The organism is Methylophaga sp. UBA2496 (assembly GCF_002341635.1).
GTDB lineage: Bacteria > Pseudomonadota > Gammaproteobacteria > Nitrosococcales > Methylophagaceae > Methylophaga.
The window spans coordinates 146453-170996 of record NZ_DDOK01000004.1 but is presented as its reverse complement, the minus strand read 5'-3'; the positions used below and the strand labels follow the sequence as shown (position 1 = coordinate 170996).

General features: G+C 46.1%; 22 protein-coding genes. 19 read left to right on the top strand and 3 right to left on the bottom strand.

The window, feature by feature from the left end; all coding sequences use genetic code 11:
- The first annotated feature begins 50 nt into the window (after positions 1–50).
- From B2W60_RS03970 to recD, 7 genes are all read left to right on the top strand, one after another.
- Positions 51–734 (top strand): class I SAM-dependent methyltransferase, encoded by a 684-nt coding sequence (locus B2W60_RS03970; protein ID WP_136552874.1) that lies wholly within the window; start codon positions 51–53, stop codon positions 732–734.
- Entirely contained in the window at positions 734–1510 is a 777-nt protein-coding gene (locus B2W60_RS03965; RefSeq protein ID WP_136552982.1) for a lipopolysaccharide kinase InaA family protein, read from the top strand. Before B2W60_RS03970 ends, B2W60_RS03965 begins: the two co-directional genes overlap by 1 nt.
- 167 nt (positions 1511–1677) lie before the next feature.
- Complete coding sequence (gene blaOXA / locus B2W60_RS03960; RefSeq protein ID WP_292362513.1) at positions 1678–2478, top strand: class D beta-lactamase; 801 nt, start codon at positions 1678–1680, stop codon at positions 2476–2478.
- A 15-nt stretch (positions 2479–2493) separates the two neighbouring features.
- Complete coding sequence (locus tag B2W60_RS03955) at positions 2494–3096, top strand: HD domain-containing protein (protein ID WP_292362514.1); 603 nt, start codon at positions 2494–2496, stop codon at positions 3094–3096.
- 142 nt (positions 3097–3238) lie between these two features.
- Positions 3239–6439, top strand: coding sequence for an exodeoxyribonuclease V subunit gamma (gene recC, locus B2W60_RS03950; protein WP_292362515.1), 3201 nt, complete (start codon positions 3239–3241; stop codon positions 6437–6439).
- Positions 6436–9915, top strand: a complete 3480-nt coding sequence (gene recB, locus B2W60_RS03945) for an exodeoxyribonuclease V subunit beta (RefSeq protein ID WP_292362516.1) — start codon at positions 6436–6438, stop codon at positions 9913–9915. The genes recC and recB overlap by 4 nt, the downstream gene beginning before the upstream one ends.
- A complete protein-coding gene (gene recD / locus B2W60_RS03940) occupies positions 9912–11654 on the top strand; it encodes an exodeoxyribonuclease V subunit alpha (protein ID WP_292362517.1) in 1743 nt (580 codons plus the stop codon). The genes recB and recD overlap by 4 nt, the downstream gene beginning before the upstream one ends.
- Here recD and B2W60_RS03935 read toward each other — a convergent pair.
- Entirely contained in the window at positions 11651–12082 is a 432-nt protein-coding gene (locus tag B2W60_RS03935) for a YhcB family protein (protein WP_136552886.1), read from the bottom strand. The two genes, recD and B2W60_RS03935, sit on opposite strands and share 4 nt — an antisense overlap.
- A gap of 198 nt (positions 12083–12280) precedes the next feature.
- On the opposite strand from B2W60_RS03935, the gene B2W60_RS03930 reads away from it, so the two are divergent.
- Entirely contained in the window at positions 12281–13741 is a 1461-nt protein-coding gene (locus B2W60_RS03930) for a helicase HerA-like C-terminal domain-containing protein (RefSeq protein WP_292362518.1), read from the top strand.
- Positions 13742–13748: 7 nt separating this feature from the next.
- Here the strand turns inward: B2W60_RS03930 and B2W60_RS03925 are convergent, their stop codons facing one another.
- On the bottom strand, positions 13749–14525 hold the full coding sequence (locus B2W60_RS03925; RefSeq protein ID WP_136552984.1) for a lipopolysaccharide kinase InaA family protein: 777 nt from the start codon (positions 14523–14525) through the stop codon (positions 13749–13751).
- A gap of 262 nt (positions 14526–14787) precedes the next feature.
- Here B2W60_RS03925 and ubiK point away from each other — a divergent pair, with 262 nt between their 5' ends.
- From ubiK to B2W60_RS03885, 8 genes are all read left to right on the top strand, one after another.
- Complete coding sequence (gene ubiK, locus B2W60_RS03920) at positions 14788–15036, top strand: ubiquinone biosynthesis accessory factor UbiK (protein ID WP_136552890.1); 249 nt, start codon at positions 14788–14790, stop codon at positions 15034–15036.
- A gap of 37 nt (positions 15037–15073) precedes the next feature.
- The gene (locus B2W60_RS03915; protein ID WP_136552891.1) at positions 15074–15829 is read left to right on the top strand and encodes a hypothetical protein; all 756 of its coding nucleotides are present in this window, start codon (positions 15074–15076) and stop codon (positions 15827–15829) included.
- 42 nt (positions 15830–15871) lie between these two features.
- Complete coding sequence (locus B2W60_RS03910; protein WP_069296893.1) at positions 15872–16186, top strand: pyrimidine/purine nucleoside phosphorylase; 315 nt, start codon at positions 15872–15874, stop codon at positions 16184–16186.
- Between the two features lie 185 nt (positions 16187–16371).
- Entirely contained in the window at positions 16372–17226 is an 855-nt protein-coding gene (gene phnC, locus B2W60_RS03905) for a phosphonate ABC transporter ATP-binding protein (protein ID WP_292362519.1), read from the top strand.
- Complete coding sequence (phnD, locus tag B2W60_RS03900; protein WP_292362520.1) at positions 17226–18089, top strand: phosphate/phosphite/phosphonate ABC transporter substrate-binding protein; 864 nt, start codon at positions 17226–17228, stop codon at positions 18087–18089. Before phnC ends, phnD begins: the two co-directional genes overlap by 1 nt.
- 9 nt (positions 18090–18098) lie before the next feature.
- Positions 18099–18905, top strand: coding sequence for a phosphonate ABC transporter, permease protein PhnE (gene phnE / locus B2W60_RS03895; protein WP_292362521.1), 807 nt, complete (start codon positions 18099–18101; stop codon positions 18903–18905).
- 9 nt (positions 18906–18914) lie between these two features.
- Complete coding sequence (locus B2W60_RS03890; RefSeq protein ID WP_292362522.1) at positions 18915–19931, top strand: phosphonate dehydrogenase; 1017 nt, start codon at positions 18915–18917, stop codon at positions 19929–19931.
- Positions 19919–20815, top strand: coding sequence for a LysR family transcriptional regulator (locus tag B2W60_RS03885; protein ID WP_292362523.1), 897 nt, complete (start codon positions 19919–19921; stop codon positions 20813–20815). The genes B2W60_RS03890 and B2W60_RS03885 overlap by 13 nt, the downstream gene beginning before the upstream one ends.
- Here B2W60_RS03885 and B2W60_RS03880 read toward each other — a convergent pair.
- Positions 20812–21975, bottom strand: coding sequence for a DUF481 domain-containing protein (locus tag B2W60_RS03880; RefSeq protein ID WP_292362524.1), 1164 nt, complete (start codon positions 21973–21975; stop codon positions 20812–20814). The genes B2W60_RS03885 and B2W60_RS03880 overlap by 4 nt on opposite strands.
- Before the next feature lie 318 nt (positions 21976–22293).
- Between B2W60_RS03880 and vapB the strand changes: the two genes are divergently transcribed.
- The 3 genes from vapB (at position 22294) to B2W60_RS03865 (ending at position 24544) form a co-directional block, all read left to right on the top strand.
- Positions 22294–22533, top strand: a complete 240-nt coding sequence (gene vapB, locus B2W60_RS03875) for a type II toxin-antitoxin system VapB family antitoxin (RefSeq protein ID WP_292362525.1) — start codon at positions 22294–22296, stop codon at positions 22531–22533.
- Positions 22526–22933 carry a type II toxin-antitoxin system tRNA(fMet)-specific endonuclease VapC gene (gene vapC / locus B2W60_RS03870; protein WP_292362526.1) on the top strand — a complete coding sequence of 136 codons (408 nt, stop codon included), beginning with the start codon at positions 22526–22528 and terminating at the stop codon, positions 22931–22933. The genes vapB and vapC overlap by 8 nt, the downstream gene beginning before the upstream one ends.
- A 108-nt stretch (positions 22934–23041) precedes the next feature.
- A complete protein-coding gene (locus tag B2W60_RS03865; protein ID WP_292362527.1) occupies positions 23042–24544 on the top strand; it encodes a YifB family Mg chelatase-like AAA ATPase in 1503 nt (500 codons plus the stop codon).

Here is a 24544-nt window from a genome sequence, read left to right as displayed (position 1 = left end):
GAAGACTGACAATGCCACTTCCTTTCCTTATCAGAGTGAGCATGTCATAGATGTCAAACCTGGATACCAATCAACTTGAATTTTCAGAAAAATATAATGAACTTCATGCCAAAGCCTACTTTTATAAGCATGCAGATGGTTTAGCAAGAAAATTGTCAAATTGGCGAGATCAGCAGATCGCCAGAAAAGCCTTAAAAATTGCGGGTGATCCACTTAGCGTGCTCGATGTACCTTGTGGAACAGGACGCTTTTGGAAGGTACTGACTGAAAACCCTGAAAGAATTGTCTTCGCCAGCGATAACAGTCAGAAGATGATTGATATCGGGTTACAGTATCGTGAAAAACAACTCTCAAAGAAAGTACATACCTTTAAAGCGTCTGCTTTTTCATTACCGGTAAGTGACGGTTATGTAGATAATATTTTCTGCATCCGTTTATTACACCATATTGGTCAATCCGAAGACCGTCTTAAGCTGTTAAAAGAATTTCATCGTGTCAGCAAATCAACTGTGATTGTTTCATTGTGGGTGGATGGAAATTTTAAAGCATGGCGGCGAAAAAAACTCGAGTCCAACAGGGCAAATCGAGATTATCAAAACCGATTTGTCATTCCAAAAAACATTATTGAAAAAGAATTTACGCAAGCGGGTTTTCGTATAAAAGCCCATCTGGATTTTCTGCCGAAATACGCGATGTGGCGGACTTATATTCTCGAAAAAGACGAGAACCTGTGATGCCAAATAACATGAGTCTATCAGGCTTTGCCGCAGGCCAGAACAGCGATACTTTCGATGCCTTTTGGCGTAATAACTCACCTTGGTTTGAAGCACCCAATATTCGTCGTGGAGGCTGGAGTGGTGTTGTGAAATGTGTGGTTGATAGCTTCGGTCAACCGCAAAAAGTCTTTATCAAAAGACAAGAAAATCATGTGACGAAAACGCTAATGCACCCGATTAAAGGCATTCCAACGTTTTTGCGTGAATACCGCAATATTCAATTACTTAATGCTAAAAACATCCCAACTTTGGATGTTTTATATTTTGAAACAAAAGCATCCAAAGCTGTTCTGGTTACCAAAGCGTTAGAAGGCTATGTCAGCCTGGATAAAATTGATTTTCAGCTGTTACCTTCGTGTGACAGAAAAGCTCTGCTAACAAGCACTGCCAAATTGATCCATCATCTGCACCAATACCACTATCAGCATAATTGTCTCTATCCAAAACATATTATGGTTCGTCAGCTAGCCAACGAATGGGATGTAAAACTTATCGATCTTGAGAAATTAAAATATCGGTTATTTAAAAAACGTGCTGCGATCCATGATTTAACAACCTTTATTCGGCATTTGAATGGTCTATGGAGTGCCAAGGATATAGTGGTGTTTTTCCAAGCTTATTTCGGCCAACCTAAAATATCGCTCCATTCAAAAAAAATTATTCATAAGATGTGCAAAAAAATCCATCGTAAAGCTCAAGCCAAACAACATGTCCAGTCAGTGTTTACCTCTTGATGACGGTAACAAAAACAGATTTGCCCCGTGCGGATGCGTTTTACAATAAACTTCTGATACTGGGTGCAAAGATAATGGTTTCTGCCTGATATCTTGTAATCAACATTATACTTTCAATAAATGGCGCTTTGGCGCCTTTTTCATGTTTATCTGATGAAGGTACTTTTATGAACCGCGTAGCGCTGATTTTTATTCTTTGTGGCTTATTCTTATCTGCAAATACATTCGCTGAAGTGGATACAGAAGTTCGGCCAGACTGGCAGACAATTTTTGATAACCATGCTGCACAAGGCACGATAGTTGTGTTGGATCAGCGCATGGGGAATTCAAAACTAATGGTGTTTAATGAGCCGAGATCTCAACAGCGTTTGCCACCGGCATCGACATTCAAAATTCCCCATGCTTTGTTTGCCCTTGATGCGGGTATCATCAAAGATGAATTTCAGATATTTCCATGGGATGGTGTGGAGCGTAGTTTTGCCCCGCATAATCAGGATCAGGATTTGCGTTCATCAATGCGCAATTCTGCTGTGTGGGTCTATGAGCAATTTGGTGAACAGATCGGTGAGGAAAAGGCGCGTGACTATCTGACCAGAATTGATTATGGCAATGCTGATCCAACTGGAGACACCAGTACTTACTGGATTGATGGTAATTTGCGAATTACCGCTGAAGAGCAGATCCAATTTCTCAACAAGCTTTATTTAAATGAATTGCCGTTTGATGAAGCTGACCAACGATTAGTTAAAGACCTTATGATTGTTGAAGCCGGACGAGAGTGGATACTTCGGGCAAAGACGGGGTGGGAAGGACAAATCGGCTGGTGGGTAGGCTGGGTTGAATGGCCAACCGGACCGGTGTTTTTTGCCTTGAACATTGATACACCAAACCGGCTTGAGGACTTATACAAACGCGAAGCAATCACTCGCAAAGTGCTGCAAATCATCGAAGCATTACCCCGAACTTAATTAAGCAGATAAATAATGTCGCCTGAACATAAAACAGATACTAACCTCAACAGTATCACAGACTTTTTTCTTGAATTAGATGCGCTTAAGCATGTGGAGCGGCGTAGTTTTATTACTGGTGGTAAACGCCGTGAAAACTCGGCAGAACATTCCTGGCATCTGGCAATGGCCTGCTGGTCAATCGCTAGTCATTTTAAGCTTCAGCTCAATATGGAAACGCTATTAAAGCTGGCTCTGGTACATGATTTGGGTGAAATTGATGCGGGCGATACCTTTTTGTATGCCAGGGATCGCAGTGCAGCCCACCATGCCGAACGCACTTGTCTACAAAGGTTAAGCGATCATCCGGGAAACAGCATTAACGGTCTGACTGATTTATGGGAAGAGCAGGAGTTGGGTAACAGCAGGGAGGCAATGTTACTTAAGGTTGTTGATCGAATACTGCCATTTTTATTGAATATTAATAATGATGGCAAACCGTGGAAGGAGCACAAAGTAAGAAAGTCGCAGGTCGCAGGAGCACATGCTTTTATTGCAGAGTTGTTTCCAGAGATTCATCAATGGATAACGCACAATATCGAACAGGCAGTGGCAAAAGGCTGGTTACTCGATCATTGACCAAGCATAATGAAGCAGATATGACTTATTTTTCGCTCACTATTCTCTTGTGAATAACCCATTTTGTTCAATGTGGCGAACGCGTAATGATTGAGTTTTCAGCACAATTCCATCTTCAGCTTTGGATTAAGGGAAACAAAACATGCTGAATGTGATCTACAGCAATTCGATGTCGCAACTGGCTGCACATCTGGCTGAGAGTCAACAACACGAACCCTTGCCACCACTTCAGGCTGAAACCGTGATGGTGCAGAGTAATGAGCTGGCCCGCTGGCTCAATCTGTATCTGGCTTCCAATCAATCGATTGCTGCGCATATTGAATTTCCGTTTCCATCGGCCTGGTTATGGAAGCTTTTCCGCCAGGTTTGGCCGGAAATTCCCCGCGAGTCGCCGTATTCAACCGATGCGATGAGCCTGAAAATCTTCGAACTGCTGCCAACGATCAGAAAACAGCCGGAATTTGAAGCGATCAGTCGTTATCTTGGCGAAACTGATGACGCTCGAAAAATGCTGGATCTGGCACAACGTATTGCCGATAGTTTTGACCAGTATCTGATGTATCGTCCGGACTGGATTGCCCAATGGGAAGCGGGTAAAACCAACAATTGGCAGGGCGCTTTATGGCAGTTGTTGACCCAGAATGATTCTGAACCAATGCACCGGGCGCGGCTGTTACAGAAGATGCAACAGGCGCTGAAAAACAAACAGTTTCCAAGCTCAATCTTACCGCCACGGATTGCCATTTTCGGTCTGACAGCCATGCCACCGATCTATTTGGATTTGCTGGCCGAAATCGCTGAATTTACTGACGTCTCGATTTATTTTCTGTCACCCAGCGAGGGCTATTGGGGCGATTTGCTGAATCAAAAATCTCAGGCCAAACAACGCCTGTTATTTGATGATGAAGATGACTTCGCTGATAATGGCCATCCTTTACTGGCCAGTCTGGGCAAGCTGGGTCAGACCTTCTTTGAACAATTACAGGCCCTTCCGCATGAAGCGGAAATGCTCTACCTGCAACCACAAGCCAGCGATTTACTGAGTCAGCTAAAGCAGGATATTTATCAGCTCGACAGTGATAACCAAAAGTTTACCGTTTCTGCCGATGACGACTCAGTGCAGATCCACAGTTGCCACAGCGCGATGCGTGAAGCGGAAGTGTTACACGATCAATTATTGGATCTGTTTGAAAAACATGCTGATTTGTCTCCGACCGATGTGGTGGTGATGACACCGGATATCGAAAAATATGCGCCGGTGATAGAAGCGGTGTTCAGCAGCCAGCCCGCCGAGCGCTTTATTCCATTCAGCATTGCCAGTCGCGGTGATGCCCAGCAGCAAACGCTTATTTCGGCCTTTACTGATTTGCTGGCTTTGCCACAATCACGATTTGATGCTGAAACCATTATGCGTCTGCTGGAATGTGCCGCTATCCAGCGTCAGTTCCGACTGGATCATACTGATCTCGACACCATCCGTGGCTGGTTACGTGAAACCCATATACGTTGGGGACTGGACGGTCAGGATAAACAAAAACTTGGCCTGGCAGCGTTGGATGCCAATACCTGGCGTGCCGGACTTGACCGCTTATTGCTGGGCTATGCCTTGCCACCGGCAGAACGTGATCAATGGCAGTTATTTAATAACCAACTGCCGATCAGCGGGATCTCCGGTGAACGTGCCCAGTTAATGGCACAACTGAATGCCTTTATTGATCAGCTCAGTCAATTACGCGATGTGTTAAACAGACCGCGTAGTCCAGCTGACTGGCAAATTGTGTTGGCGGATTGGCTTCGCAGGTTGTTTAAAATTGGTGACGAAAACGAACAGCTGCAATTGGATGCCGTTTTAAAAGGCATCAATTCATTGACCGAATCTGCCCAACAGGTCGGCTTTGAACAAACTTTATCGATTGATGTGGTGCGCGACTGGCTGGATTTGCATATTGAATTGCCCGGCGCCGAACATCAGTTTATGGGCCGTGGCCTCACATTCTGCGACATGGTGCCGATGCGCAGTATACCGTTTGACGTGGTTTGCCTGATTGGTATGAATGACAACAGCTATCCACGTCGCCAACCCAAACCAGGTTTTGATTTGCTTTCCAATGATTACCGGCGGGGTGATCGCTCACGTCGCGATGATGATCGTTATCTGTTTCTCGAGGCGATTCTGTCGGCTAACCGGCATCTGTATATCAGCTATGTCGGGGCCAGCATTCATGATAATGCGGTAATTCCACCTTCGGTGTTGGTCAGTGACTTTAACGATGTACTGAGCAGACGCTTTCAGACAGAGCAGGGTGGCGAGATCTGGGAGCAGTTACTCACACGGCATCCATTGCAGGCCCTCAGTCCACGATATTTTTCTGCTGAAGATAACAAACTGTTCAGCTTTAACGCCGATGCCTGTCCGCCACCACAAAAACAGGCTGAAACCGAAAGCTGGTTTACTCATAAACTGCCGGATGCCGATGACAGCTGGCGCTTTGTCAGTCTCAAGCAACTGATACAGTTTTTCAGTCATCCGGCAAAGTTTCTGGCACAACATCGTCTGGGCATTTTTTATGAGAATGAGGATGCCACGCTGGAAATTCGCGAGCCTTTTGCACTGGATGGACTGGAAGCCTGGTCAATGCGTCAGCAAATGCTCGATGGCCGTTTAGCGACAATAGACCAGAGTCAGATTCAGCCAGTAATCAACGCCAGCGGCGTATTACCGCATGGCCATTTTGGTGAACTGCTATTTGAACAGCAGCTTGAAACCGTTGATGCCTTTACTGATAAATTACAGCCATTGAGAACCGCCGAACCGATACCGCCACTGGCATTTGAGTTTGACTGTGAGGATTTTACGCTTACCGGCCAGCTTGAAGGGCTTTCAAAATCAGGACTTTTGCATTACCGGCTGGCGAAAATGAAAGCCAAGGATTTATTAGGGTTGTGGTGTTCACATCTGGTATTGAACTGCTTGCAACCGGAAGGCGTGGCCTTACAAAGTCAGCTGCAATGTGAAGATAATTATCTGATGTTGCAGCCAGTTGAAAATCCACAACAACTTCTGGCTGAGTTATTGGATATTTATTGGCAAGGTTTGCATCAACCCATCCCATTTTTACCAAAAACCAGTCTGGCTTATGCTGCAGCGGAGCTCAATGCTGGCAAGGCGGACTCGGAAAAAGAAGCTTATAAGGCATGGACGTCAGGTTTTACTGCAGGTGAAGATGCTGATCCTTACCATCAATTACTGTTTCAACAGTCGCCATTAACGGATGAGTTCCAGAGTTTGAGCTTGCGGGTTTATCAACCCATTTGGGATGCCATGGAAGGAGACAAACTATGAAGCAGTTTGATCTCGATACCACCCCGTTACATGACGTCAATCTGATTGAAGCCAGTGCTGGTACTGGCAAAACCTTTACGTTGGCCGGATTGTATCTGCGTCTGATTCTGGAACATCAGCTGAATGTCGATCAGATTCTGGTGGTGACCTATACCCGTGCGGCGACTCAGGAGTTACGCGATCGGTTACGCAAAAAACTCAGTGATGAACGCAAGCTGATTCTGGATAAACAACCAGAGCGCACTGCGGATTTAAAACGATTGGATGTAGCGATTCAAAGCTTTGATGAAGCGGCGATTTTTACCATTCACAGTTTTTGTCAGCAGGTATTGAAAGACTTTGCTTTTGAGTCCGGCAGTCCGTTTGAAATGGATTTGATTGGCGATGACCGTGAGTTATTACTTTCTGTTACCGATGATTTCTGGCGTAAAAATGTGGTGCAGGCCGATAACGATTTCAGCGCTTATTTATTAGCCAAAAAACAGACACCGGAAACGCTGCTGCAGTCGATTCGCAATCTGGTAGGCAAACCGTATCTGCAGATTCAGGATTTGCCTGAAGTGGATACTCACGCGGCAAAACAGGCTGCCAGCCAAAGCTTTGAGAATGTTAAACGACTCTGGCAACAACATCGTGATGATTATATTGCGATGCTGAACAATAAAAAGATCCTTAGCGGCAAAAAATATCGTGCCGATTGGGTCAAATCCTGGGTTCAAATGCTGGAAAACCTGCTCAATGAAACCAGTTTGCCTTCCATGGTGTTTGAGCAGTTTGACCGGTTTACCGTTAGTCGACTTGAAGAGGCTTTGGTTGACGGACAGGATTTACCCTATGCCGAGTTCTGGCAGGCTTGCCAGGATTTTCATCAGGCCTTTAGCGATTATCAGAATCAAAATGCACTGGCGCTGCAACATTTAAGATTGCAGTTGCTGACGTTTATCCGTGAGCATTTACCCCAGCAGAAAACCCAGCAGCAAGTGCAGTCTTATGATGATCTGTTAATTAATCTGTCGCAGGCTTTGCAGGGTCCACAAGGAGAGTGGCTGGTCACCAGATTGCGGGAACAGTTCAAAGCCGCGTTGATTGATGAGTTTCAGGATACCGATCCGGTGCAATACGATAATTTCCGCCGGGTATTTGCTGCCAGCGGTTTGCCGGTGTTTTTTGTTGGCGATCCCAAACAGGCGATTTACAGTTTCCGTGGCGCAGATATTTTCACCTATCTGCAGGCTAAACAGGATGCTCAGCAAACTTACACATTAGGCAAAAACTGGCGCTCATATATCTCGCTGGTTGAAGCAGTGAATAGCCTGTTTATGCAAAAGCCAGCGCCTTTTATCTACCAACAAATTCCGTTTGTCGAAGTGGATGCCTCACGTAATGAACAGCCAGCATTGCAAGTGGATGAAGGCGACCAAGCAGCTTTGCAGTTCTGTTATGTAGACAGTGATAAACCACTGACCAAAGAGGCGATGACTTCAGTCGCCGTTGAACACACGACCAATGAAATAGCCCGCTTATTAAATCTGGCTGCCAATAACAAAGCCCGGTTGCAGGATGAAGACACGAAACAAACCCGACCGTTAACCGGTGGTGATATTGCCGTGTTAGTGCCTAATCACCGGCAAGCCCAGTTAATTCAACAGGCCTTGCGATTACGGGGCATTAACAGTGTGCAGCAGGGCAAGGAAAATGTGTTTGCCTCCAAACAGGCGGCGGATATTTTTTGTTTATTGCTGGCGTTGGCGCAACCGGATCATCAGCAACGTCTCAGCACGTTATTAGCCGGACCCTTATTTCAATATTCTGCTGACGCGCTGTATGCCATTCAGCAGGACGAATTACGTTGGAATGAATTAATGGATCAGTTGCAGCTGTTGCAGCAACGTTGGCAGCAATCCGGTTTTATGGCGATGTTCCGTGCTTTATTGCAGCTTGATAATGGTCTGCAACGTTTGCTTAAACAGGCAGATGGTGAACGGCAATTGACCAACTTCCTGCATCTGGCCGAACTGATTCAGGCAGAGTCCGCCCGGCAGAATCATCATATCGAGTCAGTGATTCAGTGGTTTGCCAGACAGCAGGAAGCCAGTGCAGCAGAAGATGAAACCGCACAGTTACGTTTGGAAAGTGATGCGGCGCTGGTCAAAATCATGACCATTCATTCGAGTAAAGGACTGGAATATCCCATCGTGTTCTGTCCGTTCAGCTGGACTGCCAGAACCGCCAAAAACAAAACCGATATTGTGGAATTTCATGATCCGAAAAATCAGTATCAACCCAGTGTCGCATTGGCTGACCCTCTATTATCTGAAGCCCAGTTAGTTGCTGAAGAGGAACAGCAGGCAGAGTCTCTGCGCCTGTTGTATGTGGCCTTAACACGTGCCAGAGAGCGCTGCATTATTGTCTGGGGCAATGTTAAGGAGATACAGCAATCCGCGTTGTATCAGCTATTACACTCAGAAAACGCTGCCGGTATGCGAGAGGATTTACAGTCTTTATCAGCCAGAAGTGCAGGCAACATTGCCATGACCGATTATCAGCCGCAAACACCGCTGGTTTATCAGGGCGATCAATCCACAACAACGGTTTATCAAGCCAGAAGTTTTGAAGGCATGATCCATAAACCGTGGCGCATTGGCAGTTTTTCATTATTAAGCCGCGGTCATGTTTCTGAACAACCGGACTATGATGCCGAACTGGTCACAGCTGATATTGAAACGCTTAGTAAACGGAATGTGAAAGATCGTTTTGCCTTTGAGCGTGGCCGGCAGGCGGGTAATTTCCTGCATAAATGTCTGGAAAATATTGAGTTCGATACGGCAAACCCTCAGCAGATATCACAAACCGTTGAAAGATTATTGCCCCAGTTTGGCCTTGATATCCAATGGACAGAGGTTGTCAGTCAATGGCTGCAGGACGTATTGAAAACCCCACTGGATGCTGACAATAAGCTGCGCCTGTGTGATTTACCAGCCAGCCAGCGCATTAATGAAATGGCGTTTTATTTTCCGGTGGCCGGCTTGACTATGCCAGCGCTGAAAAAAGTCCTGCAGCAAACCGCCAGGGATTCGGTCTGGCAGAAACTGGCAAACGATCTGACTTTTCAGGATCTGACCGGTTTTATGAAAGGCTTTATTGATTTGGTGTTTGAGTCTGAAGGTCGCTTTTATATTGCCGATTACAAATCCAATCATTTGGGAGCTGACCCATCTCAATATCAAGGTGAAGCATTGCAAAATGCCATGCTCAGTCACAGTTATCCGTTGCAGTATCTGATTTACAGTCTGGCGCTGCACCGGCATTTAAAACAGCGTCTGCCGGATTATGATCCGGAGCTGCATTTTGGTGGTGTGTATTACCTGTTTTTACGCGGTATGCAACCGGAGTGGTCACAAACCGGGGTGTATTTTGATCGGCTGGATCGGCAGTTACTGGAAGCACTGGATAAGCTGATGGCAGGTGACGTATGAGTGCGTTGAAACTGCTGCGGGAAGCAGGCTTTTCTGAGCTCGCTTACCAGTTTGCGGCTTATATTTGTCGTCAACAGCAAACAGAAGATCCATTGGTGACTTTAACCGCAGGATTGCTCAGCGAAACTATCAGCGAAGGTCATGTGTGCCTGAATCTGCATGACTTTTATTCACTGACTCCGGCTATCCAGGAGGCGTTACCTGAGTCTTCACAATGGTTAAAACAGCTGAAAAACAGTGAGGTGGTGGGGCAGTCGGGGGAATTCAAACCGTTGATTCTGACCGCAGATGGCTTGCTGTATTTATATCGTTACTGGCAGTCTGAGCAGCAGGTGGCCAAGGCAATACAGCAACGACTGACAACAACAGATGTGCTTCCGGAAACAGCAAAGCTGCAGGTATTTATGGCAGATTGGCAGAATAATCTGCCTGATATTGACTGGCAGAAAGTGGCGGTATTAAGTGCTTTGCAACGCCAGTTGTGTGTCATTTCCGGTGGTCCCGGCACCGGTAAAACCACCGTGGTGTTAAAGGTGTTGCAGTGTCTGCAATTACTGGAGTCCACACCGCGTATTGCGTTGGCAGCGCCTACCGGTAAAGCCGCAGCACGTTTGCAGCAGGCCATCAGTCAACATACTGGCGAACAATACGCCGCCAAAACCCTGCATCGTTTACTGGGCATCAGTGCCCGTTTTGACCAAGGACGTTATTCAGCAGAAAGGCCATTACCGGTGGATGTATTGATTGTTGATGAAGCGTCGATGATTGATATCAATCTGATGGCGATTACCTTGAAAGCCTTACCGTTACATGCACGATTGATTTTATTGGGGGACAGCGATCAGTTAGCCTCAGTTGAATCCGGCGCAGTGCTCGCTAACTTATGTGCCGATCAGCCGAGCTTTTCTGCTGAGTTCAGCTCATGGGTAAAACACATCAGCCAGATTGATTTACCCCCTGCAAGCAACATAAATCCTTTGCAGGATAGTCTGGTCAAATTACAGCACAGCTATCGTTTTGCTGCGGGCGGGCAGGTTGGTCAATTAGCTTTGGCCGTCAATCAAGGCGATGCGGCTCAGGTCACGGATTTATTGATCAATCAAGCTCCTTCTGCTTTGCTTGAGCCCACCACAGAACATATCCATACGCAGTTAATAAGTGGCTATCAGTCTTACATCAGTGCGATTGAACAGCGTGCTGATACCGTCAGTTGTATTCAGGCATTTGAACAGTTTCGGGTGTTATGCGCAGTTAAACAGGGAGGCCAGTCGGTTTATGCAGTCAATCAGATGATGATGAATTTGCTGGCGAAACGGGGCTGGCGAACAGCACAGCCGTTTTATCCCGGCAGACCGATTATGATCACGCAGAATCATTATCGGCAGAATCTGTTTAATGGCGATATCGGGCTGATATTGCCCAATGTCGATGGCGAATTGCAGGCTTGTTTCCTGTTTGGTGAGGAATTACGTTGGTTGCCACTCAGCCGCTTACCGGCACATGAAACCGTCTTTGCGATGACGGTACATAAAAGTCAGGGATCAGAATTTGATCATATTGCTTTGTTGTTACCGGAAGAAGATTCAGTCGTATTGAGCCGGGAGCTGGTGTATACCGCGCTCACCAGAGCGCGGCAAACCGTGCAGATTTTGTCGACACAGCCTGTATTACAGCAGGCTGTGCAACGTCGACATCAGCGTGAAAGTGGTTTGGCGAAGTTACTTATGGAAAACAATTAATAGTCTTTTAAGGCTGCTTTAGCCTTGAGTTTTTCTTCATGCAGTTTCAGATCTTCAGTCAGCTCGGGTACGACGTGCTTATTTGCATCGGGACCATCTAACAAAGCACCGGCACGATCCGGTAACACTTTGTGTTCAGTGAAATTACCCAATTTGTCATAGCCTTCCGTCAGATGATCGAACATCTCTTTGTAGGGCGCTGCAATGGAGACAAATAAATTTGCAGTTTTCTCATGATAAGCATGTACTTCTTCCTGATAGGCATCCAGTTCAGCCTGAACCTGCGATAATTGACGTTCATGTGCCTGGGTCAGTTGCTTCAACTGTTCAGGGCTGCCAACAGGCTGGCGGCGCCCCACCAGAAACCCCACAATCCCTGCGATAACAACTGCAACAATGCCGATGGCCCATAATTCAATTGATGTCATGACAAATCCCTAATGATATCTTTGCAAAAAAGCTTATTATTAAACGTTACGGTGAGGCGGATAACCCGCTTTGATAGATACAGCATAGCTTGCATCATAATAGTCCGCAAACAGATAACGTGTTTGCAGGACAATAAAGTTGACCATATTTTGCTGTTGAATATCCCACCCAATAGAGACTGATGATAAGGAGAGCACATGGCGCAACCAATGTTTGTAGGACAGGCTGACCAAGCAGTTTTTTTACTGCCACAAATGGCCAATCGCCACGGACTGGTAGCGGGCGCAACCGGTACCGGTAAAACAGTGACCTTGCAGGGGCTTGCAGAAGGTTTCAGTAATATTGGTGTGCCGGTGTTTGCGGCGGATATCAAAGGTGACCTGTCCGGCATCAGTCAACCCGGTAAAACGCATCCTAAAATCACTGAGCGCGTTAATTTGATGCAGCTGGATGATTTTCAGTTTTCAGGTTTCCCGACAACGTTCTGGGATATGTTTGGAGAGCAGGGTCATCCGGTTCGCACCACCATATCGGATATGGGGCCTTTACTGTTGTCACGGCTGATGAATCTCAATGACACTCAGCAGGGTGTATTAACGCTGATTTTCCGTGTAGCCGATGACAACGGCTGGCTGGTGCTGGATCTGAAAGATTTACGTGCCATGCTGCAGTTTGTTGCAGAAAATGCCAGCGAATTTCAGACGTTATACGGCAATATTTCAGCGGCCAGTGTCGGAGCCATCCAACGTCGTCTTCTGGTACTGGAAGATCAGGGAGCAGACAAACTGTTTGCCGAACCGGTTCTGAATCTGGACGATCTGTTGCAAACCGATGCACAGGGCAAAGGCATCATCAATTTACTTGCTGCTGATAAATTAATGCAGTCTCCGCAGTTATACAGTACGTTTTTACTATGGCTGATGGCTGAGTTATTTGACCAGTTACCGGAAGTGGGTGATCCGGAGAAACCCAAACTGGTGTTGTTTTTCGATGAAGCGCATTTGTTATTTGATGATGCACCAAAGGCCCTGCTGGATAAGATTGAACAGGTCGTGCGTCTGATTCGCTCCAAAGGCGTTGGCGTTTATTTTGTGACCCAGAATCCGACCGATATTCCTGACAGCGTGCTGGGACAATTAGGTAATCGTATTCAACATGCACTTCGGGCTTATACCGCCAAAGATCAGAAAGCGGTTAAAGCCGCCGCTGAAACTTTTCGTGACAATCCAGCCTTTTCGACCACGGAAGTCATCACCGAAATGGGTGTGGGTGAAGCGCTGGTTTCCATGCTGGATGAAAAAGGTCGTCCACAGATTGTGCAGCGAACCATGATTAAACCACCACAGGGACAGATTGGCCCCATCACACCACAACAACGTCAGCAATTAATGCAAAGCTCTTTGGTGGCGGGTGTTTATGAAAAAATGCTGGATCGTGAATCAGCCCATGAAATTCTTGCCGAACGCGCTGAAAAAATGCAAAAGGCAGCACTGGCCGAACAAACTGAAGCGGCAAAAGAATCGGTCAAACCGGCTCGTAAAAGTAATCGCGAGTCAGTATTCGAAGCGTTTGCCAAAAGTGCGATGCGCTCGGTGGGCAGTCAGATTGGCAGACGTTTGGTGCGGGGAATATTCGGGTCGTTATTAAACGGAAAATGATTTTTTTTCAGTTTGGGGCAGTTAATTGGTTAAAAACGATTTTACTTTTTGTAGCGTTTTTTATTTGTAACTTTCGCCATAATTTTTTGGATCTGGGTGAAAGCTTTTCTTCCTGCTGATAAGTTCGGAAAAAAAATATTCGATCTTTCTCGGACCAGTTTCCAACAGAGTGGCGATACAGCGTAATCAGATCGCGATGAATGGCCCTGGTTTTAAACAGTTGCCATTTAAGTTTTTCCAGATCAATAAAACGAACCCGCCATTCACCATTCACGTATTTAACAAAAATATGCTTTGGATAAAGACAGTTATGCTGGAAATGATACTGATGCATCAGCCTTAAATTTTTGGCTACCTGGGTGAGTAAGGCTCGTTTCTGCAGACGATCCAGTTTCCGTGATGCGATATCCAAAGGTTGATAATCATTAAGCGCTTTAGTCACTAAGATGGCTTTCATACCTTGTTGTTCAAAGAACAATGGCTTGAGCGTCGGAATGTTCTTTTTGGTCAACCTCAGGATATTGCGATATTCCTTGGAGAACGTCGCTTCTCCCTTGAAGGGGTGAAGCCATGTTTTACTCAGGTGATTTTCCTGGCGCTTTATAAAAGCATCAACGGCACCGGTATTTGTATTGACAGCTTGCCTGATGACGCCACTCCAGCCACCCCGACGAATATTGGGGGCTTCAAACCAATTAGTGTAAAGATGCCAAAGTGATTCAAAATCAAGTACACCCTCACAGGATTGGTTTTCGGTCAGCCGTTCTGATTTTGCCTGCGTCATCATTATCAATAAGTTGAATAGATGGGGTGAGAATATTCCAAACCTTTATTGTTATTCAAGTTATTTGTAATATTTTTGTCATATTTGAACTTTTATCTCTGAACCATGCAATTATTTATGCAAATTTTTGCCTGAAGTAAGTCTGAACTTGGAAGTTTTTCAGCTACCCGTCCAGCAGCAAAATTTCAGTAAGTTTTCCTTTCCCGTAGAATAGACAATGAAACATAAACAGACCCCTGGACTCTAGATCAAAGGAACCAACATGATTGATCCGAAAAAACTTGATGAAATTGCCGACACCATTACCCGTGCCTTGCCACCCGGCTTGTTGCAGATGCGGGATGATGCCGAAAAGAACATTCGTGCTGCGATGACCTCCACGTTCAATAAACTGGACTTAGTCACCCGTGAAGAATTTGAAGTGCAATCGCAGGTTTTATTGCGTACTCGTGAAAAACTCGAAGCGTTGGAAAAACGTGTCGAAGAGCTGGAGCAGTTAACCAATAAATAAAAGCTTTACCATAACTAAATAAGGAAGTTAGAGAGAGATGAAAAAAACAGCTATTCTGATTCCATCAGCCCTGTTGATGTTAACCATGCCAATGATAGCAACTGTGCAGGCAGATACGTCTTCACAATCAGCGACCACCATCAGTCAAAACCAGCAGCAGAATTTGCAGGGACACTGGGTGGATACGTCCGGTCGTGGTGTTTTAACATTTGATAACGGCATCGCTTTTTTATCACCGACCGGTGAAGCTGATCCGCAAAATACTTATCAGGTGGAATTATCCGGCGATGGTCAGTTAACCATGACTCCGGCTGAAGGCAGCAAAGCCTCAAACAAAACCATCGAGACGCAGGTGGATTGGCAAAAACAAAGCTTCAGTTTCAATAACGGACTTTATAACTTTGTGCGTCCACCACAGATTAGCGAACAGGAACTGGACGGCTACTGGCATGAAGAAGCCGATATGCAGGGCGCAAAACATATTCGTGCCATGGAATATAAAAACAATGCTTCCAGCTATGATTATCACTGGTGGCGCGTGACGCCCGCGTTGGGTACTTTCCAGAAAGGTGTGGATCGTGATGTGTCATTAAAAATGCAGCATGGTTTTGTCTTTACCGATCCTAAATCAAGCAGCCCTTATGTGCATTACGCTATCAAAAAAGACGGCGATACGATTCATTATGTCGATCGTAACGGTGCCACCTGGTCAGAAACCAAAACCGACAGTCTGTATGTCTATGAAGTACCTAAAGGGTATAAAGAGATGAAAGACTGGATGACAGCCCGCTAACTCAGGCGTATATTCCTTCAAATTTTTACCAGAGAGAGCCGTATGTCTACATTCGAAAATGTCACGGTGACCCGTGAAGCCAATATCTATTTCGATGGCAAAGTAACCAGCCGCAAAGTGACATTTGAGGATGGCAGTTATAAGACCCTTGGCATCATGATGCCGGGCGAATATAAATTTGGTACCGAGAAAGCCGAGTTAATGGAAATTCTTGCCGGACAATTGCGCTACCGTCTGGATGGTGACACGGATTGGACGCCGATTACCTACGGTCAGTCATTTAATGTACCGGCCAATTCATCGTTTGATATTGAGATTACTGAGTTAGTCGATTATTGCTGCAGCTATCTCGATTAAGTTTTCACTTAATCTAAGTGATAAAAAACCGCCGTCTGTTATGGACTGGCGGTTTTTTTATGTCGACAGGTCAGTCACCTGTCATCAAATGGTCATCTAACCTTCATTTGCCAGTCATATTTAAACCTTAGCATTCCATTGTGAACCGCAATACTGCGGTGCTTAATATTGCGAAAGGTGATGATATGACGTCTAAAAAAACACCTCAGCCGATTCTCTCGATTGAGAATCTCGGGATTACCTATCCCGGTGGAATCGAAGCATTACGTTCAACCTCAGTTGAGTTTCAACGTGGCGAATTCAATGTGCTGCTCGGGCTCTCCGGTGCCGGAAAATCTTCATTATTACGCGCGCTTAATCATTTAGTGAAGCCCACTTCAGGCAAGGTAACTTCAGCCGAATTCGGTGTGCTGGATAGTCAGCGTACTTTACGTCGACATCGGCGTAAAACGGCCATGGTGTTTCAGCATCATCAACTGATCCTGCGTCACACCGCTTTGCAGAATGTACTGATGGGCCGTCTTGGATATCACTCTTTTTTGCGAAGCCTGTTGCCGATGCCTCACGCTGATTTGGAGCTGGCATTACATTGTCTGGATCGCGTCGGACTAGCCGACAAAGCCTTGTCTCGTGTCGATCAATTATCCGGTGGACAGCAACAACGTGTTGGTATTGCCAGGGCTTTGGCACAGCAGCCAACCATCATTCTGGCGGATGAACCGGTCGCCAGCCTGGATCCTTCTACCTCTGAAAAAGTCCTGTCCCAGTTAAAACAAATCTGTGCTGAAGATGGCATCACCACCATCGTTTCCTTGCATCAGCTGGAATATGCCAAACGCTTTGCAGACCGCATTATCGGCCTGGCGAATGCACAGGTTGTATTTGATGCCGCACCGGATCAATTGGACGACACACAACTGGCATTGATTTATCAGCAACCGTCTACGCTTAAAAACGATAAATCAGCCAAAGACAAACCCCGCTTATCTGCCCAACAAAACTTACCCACTAAAACTGCAACACAACTGGAGATTGCCTGATGAAACTGTTTAAACAATTACTGTTAGCCACATCCATGCTAGTGACAGCTATAGCACCAAGTATGGCTGCAGACGCTGATCCGGATACCCTGAAAGTCGCTTTACTTCCCGATGAAAATGCGTCAGAACTCATCAAGCGTAATCAACCTTTAAAAGATTATCTTGAAACGACGCTGAATAAAAAAGTAGAACTGATAGTCACCACCGATTATTCCTCAATGATTGAAGCCATGCGTTTTGGACGTATTGATTTGGCGTACTTTGGTCCGCTTTCTTATGTCATGGCCAAATCAAAAAGTGATATCGAGCCGTTCGCCGCGATGGTGATTGATGGTGTACCGACGTATCGATCAATCATTATTGCCAATGCCGACTCGGGCATTGAATCTTATGCCGATATCAAGGGTAAAAAAATGGCTTATGGCGATCGTGCTTCAACCTCCAGTCACTTGATACCTAAAACGGTATTAATTGAACAAGGCGGCATCGAAGCCGACACCGATTATGAACAGCATTTTGTCGGTACTCACGATGCGGTTGCCGTGAATGTCGCTAACGGTAATGCCGATGCCGGTGGTTTGTCTGAAGTGATTTTCAACTTCGTGGTGGAACGCAAGCTGATTGATCCGGCCAGGGTAAAAGTGTTGGGACACAGCAAACCTTATCCGCAGTACCCATGGGCAATGCGCTCTAATCTGAATGATGATTTGAAAGCTAACATCAGAGATGCGTTTGTCAGTCTGGATGATGAAGAAGTGCTGAAGAACTTTAAAGCCGAAGGGTTTGCACCGATTACCGACGCTGATTATGACGTGATTCGCGATATGGGCAAATTACTCAATCTTGATTTTTCCACGATGTAAGGACGTTTTATGAGTACGCAAGTCATTACACATCAAGATGCACTGAAACGTTACAGCCAGCGCTGGAAAAAACAAACTCTGCAGGTGATGGCCTTACTGGCCATCATTCTGCTGGCTGCCTGGTATGTGAATGTACTTAACTTTGAATTACTGGCAAATGGTCTGCCAGCGATTGGCACCCTGGCTGGTGAGTCGTTTCCCCCTGACTTTACCAATATCCGTAACTGGTTTTCCCCATTGTTAGATACGCTGGCAATGAGTATTGCCGGAACGGCAATAGCTGTGATGTTTTCGGTTCCGATGGCGTTTCTGGCCGCACGCAATACAGCGCCACATGGTTTGGTATTTCAGCTGTCACGTATTGTGTTAAATGCACTGCGATCGGTGCCTGAACTGATCATGGGGATTATTTTCGTGGCCGCAGTGGGGTTTGGTGCGTTGCCGGGTGTATTGGCATTGGCATTACATTCAATTGGTATGGTCGGTAAATTTTTTGCCGAAGCGATTGAACATGTGGATGAAGCTCCGGTTGAAGCCGCCCGTGCAGCCGGTGCATCGCCGATGCAGGTGTTATATCACGCGATTCTGCCACAGGTGATGCCGCAGTTTGCCGATGTGGCGATTTACCGCTGGGAATATAACTTCCGTGCTTCCACAGTCATGGGCATGGTCGGTGCCGGTGGTATCGGCTTTGAGCTGATGGGCTCATTACGCATCATGCAATATCAGGAAGTATTTGCGATCCTGCTGGTGATTCTGCTGATGGTCACATTAGTTGACGCGTTAAGCGGTGTGTTACGCAAAAAATTCAAGTAAGGGATGACAATGAAACCCAAACTGGTGATTACCCATAAAGTACACGATGAAGTGCTGCAAATGCTGGCGCCGCATTGTGATTTGATAACCAATCAGACGACTTTCAGTTTGTCCCGAAACGATACTATGCAACTGGCACATGATGCTGACGCACTGATGGTGTTTATGCCGGATAGAGTGGATGCAGACTTCCTGAAAGCCTGTCCGAATCTGAAAGTGATTGGTGCGGCATTAAAAGGCTATGACAACTTTGATGTCGATGCCTGCACTGCAAATGATGTCTGGCTGACCTTTGTACCGGATTTGCTGACAGTTCCTACTGCCGAACTGACCATCGGTCTGATGGTTGGCCTGATTCGACATATCCGGGCAGCAGACGAGCATGTTCGAAGCGGCTATTTTAAAGGCTGGCGCCCACAGTTTTACGGACTGGGTGTGGAAGGTTCAACCATTGCCATTATCGGCATGGGTGCCATTGGGCAGGCCATCGCCCAACGGCTTAATGGTTGGGACGCTAAGCTGGTTTATACCGATCAACAAGCTTTAGCTGCTGAAAAGCAGGCTGCATTAAATCTTGAGTTTATGACTCTGGATGAGGCGCTTGCTCAGGCTGATATTGTGATTATGGCATTGCCCTTAAATTCGCAAACTCAGCATCTGATGAATCAGCAGCGTTTACAGCAGATGCAGCCGGGATCGTTTCTGGTGAATCCATGTCGTGGATCGGTGGTTGATGAGGCTGCCATTTTACGATTGCTGGAGAGTGGTCACTTAGCCGGCTATGCCAGTGATGTGTTTGAAATGGAAGATTGGGCCCGTGACGATCGACCCAATGAGATCGATCCCAACTTCTTAGCACATCCCAATACGTTGTTTACGGCACATATCGGTTCGGCGGTAAGTGATGTTCGTCTGGCCATTGAAAAACGTGCTGCTGAAAATATTCTCAGGGTATTGCATGACGGGCAGCCATTGGATCCAGCCAATCAAATACGCATAGAAAGGAAACAATCATGCTCAATCTAGTCTGGCTGAAAAGTTTGATAGCGGTGATTGAACAACACAGTTTTCAGGCGGCTGCTATTGAATTGGGATTGGCGCAACCGACGGTAACTCAGCACATTCAAAAATTGGAAGACATGTTGTCAGTATCATTGATTCAACGTGGCCGAAGCGGATGTCAGCCAACCGAGCACGCATTGCGTCTGTTGCCTTATGCGGAGAGCATGTTACGCCTCCACGATCGGGCTTTGCAAGCGATGCTGACGACACCATCTGTAAAAGTAGGGGCCAGTTCCAACATCGGTATTTATCTGTTGCAACCCTATTTGCAGGATTACCTCAGCAGTCAATCACTGGAGCAGGAAAAACTGGATCTGCTGATTGATGCGAATCCAAGCATTGCCGAAAAACTGGAAAATGCTGAAATTGATATGGCATTGATGGAGTGGTGGTCACCTAAAGCCGGATTTGAATCGCATATCTGGAAAACCGAACCGTTGGTGTTGATTGCACCACCCACACATCCGTTGGCAAAGCTGCCGGTTATCACGAAATCCATGCTGGCAGGGTTGAATTTAATTGGCGGTGAATCCGGCAGTGGCACCGGTCGTTTACTGAAAAACTATCTGCATGAATTTCAGCAGATGCCCAGCATCACGATGCAGTTGGGCAGCACTGAGGCAGTCAAACAGGCGGTCAGAGCCGGTTTAGGCATCTCACTGGTATTTGCTTCTGCGGTAGTGGATGAAGTCAGACATGGAAGTTTAACGGCCATCCCTCTGGAGGATAATACGCTGCAAAAGTCTATTCAGCTGGTCTGGCGTCAACACCCGACCGTTCAGTATAAACGGCCGGGGTTTGTTGAACATTTACTGCAAAACGCGATGGTACAAAATACGCTGAGTTAATCCCAGTCATACACCAGATTCAGCCGATAGTTGGTATCCGTTGTTTCAGCATCTAATGCAGGTTGGCTGTTGTACTGGCTTCTCAGGCTTGCCCGTAACTTCCAGGCTTCGTCATTGGTAATCGGCATTTCAGCACCAAAATTAGTGACCAATAAATAGTTTTGGCCTGGGCTGCTGAAGGATGGATAGTAGGTCAAATCGTGAAACAGATTTAAACGGCTATTGAGGTTATAGTTGGTCTCATAGCCGAGAACACCGGTTGGATCTTTTTCGGTGGTGCCATCAGAGTAACTTTCAAAACGATAACCGACACCCGCAAAGCCTTTGAAGATTAAATCCGGTTCACGAATAAAAAATCGCCCCAGACTGGCTGTGGTAATCGCACGTAAATCCAGCTCTTCAAAATCATCAATCTCAAAATCAGCACTGCCACGGGCAAAATAGTTTTCACTGATATCACGTTCCAGTTTGATTCCGGCCAGTTTTTCATTTTCGGTCTGCTCGTCATCTTCCTTGGCGTAGTTGATTTCCAGATACATGCCCAGTCTTTCATTTGCTGTTTCCCGATGCAGTTCCCCTCGGCCAGTGACCGCCATTCTGTCAGTGTTACCACTGGCACCTTGTACACCAAATGCCAGACTTCCACTCCACGGATCCAGCAAGGCTTCACGTTCTGCCCGAAGTTGCTGCACTTCGGCTGTGTAAGTTTCTTCCAGTTCCGCTTTCTCCTGCGCCTGAGCGGTTTTGATTTGCTCAATTTCCTGCTGATATTGCTGTTCCATTGCCGCAGTTTGCGGTTGCACCGCATCGGTTTCCCACAGTGTATTAATGCGTTTCGGATCAATATCCACTGTGCCAAACGCTGTACCAGTCAATTGATGCTGGCCCTGTTCATTAACCGTCAGCTGACCCAGAACCCGGTCACTGCTATCCAGTTCAATCAGGTGTTTCTGATCGGTACTGATTTGCGTTACCCGACTGAAATCGACGGTGACTTCATCGGCAAAAGCGGTATCCATAATGACTTTGCCTTCAGAAATCTGTTTGATAGACCCTTTAAGAATACTGCCATCATCAAGCAGAATCTGATCCGCTGCGAGGCTGGTGGAAGTGAGAAGAAGAATGGTGGAAATAGCGCTGCTCAATCGACGTTGAAGCATGATTTCTCCGTGTTTTATTAAGGTCTTCCGTGAATCTATGCTGATTGTGTGATGGATAACCTTTGGTTCAAAAATGCTTTACCAAGGATGCGAAACGGCAACGATATAAAACGACTTTAGGAAAAATTAGCTAGACGATTTATTCGCGGTTTGGAAAAACGACTTTGAAAGACCATAAAAAATAAAACGTGAAAATAGTGTGAAGGTGAAAACAGGTTTAATTAATGTTTTAACTAAAAAACAATAAATTTGTATATAGTCTTGATGTATATATTGTATTATATATACAATAACTCTATACATTTTAGAGGGCAATTTATGGCTACAGGATCAGTATTCGAAAACAATAAAACTCAAGCAGTGAGGCTGCCTGCAGAAACACGATTCCCAGAAGGAATTAAACGAGTTACGGTTCGGGTGTTAGGTTCAGAAAGGGTGTTGTCGCCGGTCGATAATACGTGGGATAGCTTTTTCCTGGCACAACAGACTGTGACGGATGACTTTATGACTGAACGAGCAGACCAGCATCAAACTGAACGGGAATCGTTTGATGATTAAATATATGCTCGACACCAATATCGTGATTTATGTCATAAAGCGTAGGCCAATTGAAGTTTTAGATATTTTTAATCGGCATGCAGGACAAATGTGTATCAGCAGCATCACTATGGCTGAATTGCTGCATGGTGCAGAAAAAAGTGAACGAACTGAGCATAATCTAAAAGTGGTCGAAGACTTTGTTTCGCGTTTGGAAGTAATGGAATACGGTATTAAAGCGGCGTCACATTACGGCGATATTAGGGCTGAATTGGAAAGTAAAGGTACGCCCATAGGCGTGAACGATATACATATTGCGGGTCATGCTCGAAGCGAAGGACTGACCTTAGTCACTAACAATATCCGCGAATTTGAACGAGTTGAAGCATTGAGGTTGGAAAACTGGCTGATAACCAAATAAACATTTCGATAGAAACTGATAACCCGTTTTGATTAAGCCAGGATTGAACTTCATCCTCTGGCTTATATCCGCTAGAATCAATTTAAACTAATTTTCCAGGGAAGGAATATGAGTATTGCCACGGTTTACAGTCGTGCTTTGACCGGTATTTATGCTCAGGCAGTGACGGTTGAAGTGCATCTTTCCAATGGTCTGCCCAGTCTGTCGATTGTGGGTATGGCGGAAACGGCGGTCAAGGAAAGCAAGGATCGCGTTCGTTCGGCGTTGATAAACTCTCAGTTCAATTTTCCTCAGCAACGCATCACCATCAACCTGGCTCCAGCCGATTTACCCAAAGAGGGCGGGCGATTTGATTTACCGATTGCGTTGGGCATTCTGGCGGCTTCCAATCAAATTCCGGTGCAATCCTTAAGCAACATGGAGTTTATCGGTGAGTTGGGTCTGACCGGTGAATTACGTGCGGTTAGGGGTGTGTTACCTACTGCGTTAGCGACGTCTGACGCCAACCGACAATTAATGGTGCCGTTTGAGAATGCGGAAGAGGCGGCGCTTACTGAACAGGGTGAGAGTTTTGCTGCGAAGACTTTATTGGAAGTCTGTGCACATTTGCATGATCAATTACGTTTATCGCCCAATCTGAATAAACAACAGCAAAGTCAAAATAACTATGCTGATTTAGCCGATGTGCGTGGTCAGGCATCAGCAAGGCGGGCATTGGAAATTGCGGCTGCTGGCTCGCATAGCCTACTTTTCGCTGGACCTCCCGGTACGGGTAAAACTATGCTGGCCAGTCGTTTACCGGGCATTCTGCCGCCGATGAGTGAGCAGGAAGCGATTGAAACGGCAACCATTCATTCAATCTCTTCAGCTGGTTTTCAGGTGGAAAACTGGATGCAGCGCCCTTTTCGGGCACCGCATCACACAACTTCGGCGGTAGCTTTGGTTGGTGGTGGCAGTCAGCCTAAACCGGGTGAAATTTCTTTAGCAAACAACGGTGTCTTATTTCTTGATGAATTGCCGGAATATGACCGTAAAGTATTGGAAGTATTAAGAGAACCAATTGAATCCGGAAAAATAACGATATCCCGTGCTGCCAATCAGGCGGAATTTCCGTCTAAATTTCAATTGGTTGCCGCAATGAATCCCTGTCCGTGCGGTTATCTGGGGCAGGCAAGATGTCATTGCACAGAAGAGCAAGTCAGACGCTACCGTGGTAAGATCTCCGGCCCGTTATTGGATCGCATTGATATGTTGATGGAGGTGCCGGCAGTGGATAAAAAACTGTTGCGGCCTCAGCCTGATGATGTTCCTCCTGAGTCCAGTGAAAAGGTTCGTCAGCGGGTGATTCAGGCACGGCAGATTCAACTTGATCGTGCCAACAAAGCCAATGCGTCCCTGCAACATAAAGAACTAGAGGTTTTTTGCACCTTGTCAGATCAGGATTTTCAACTAGTAGAAAAAGCCATCAGTCGTTTTGGTCTGTCGGCCCGTGCCTATCATCGTATTTTAAAAGTGGCCCGTACCATTGCTGATTTGGCCGGTTCACCCGACATTCAAACAGTCCATTTAACAGAAGCCATCGGCTATCGACGCCTCGACACAGCGAATTAA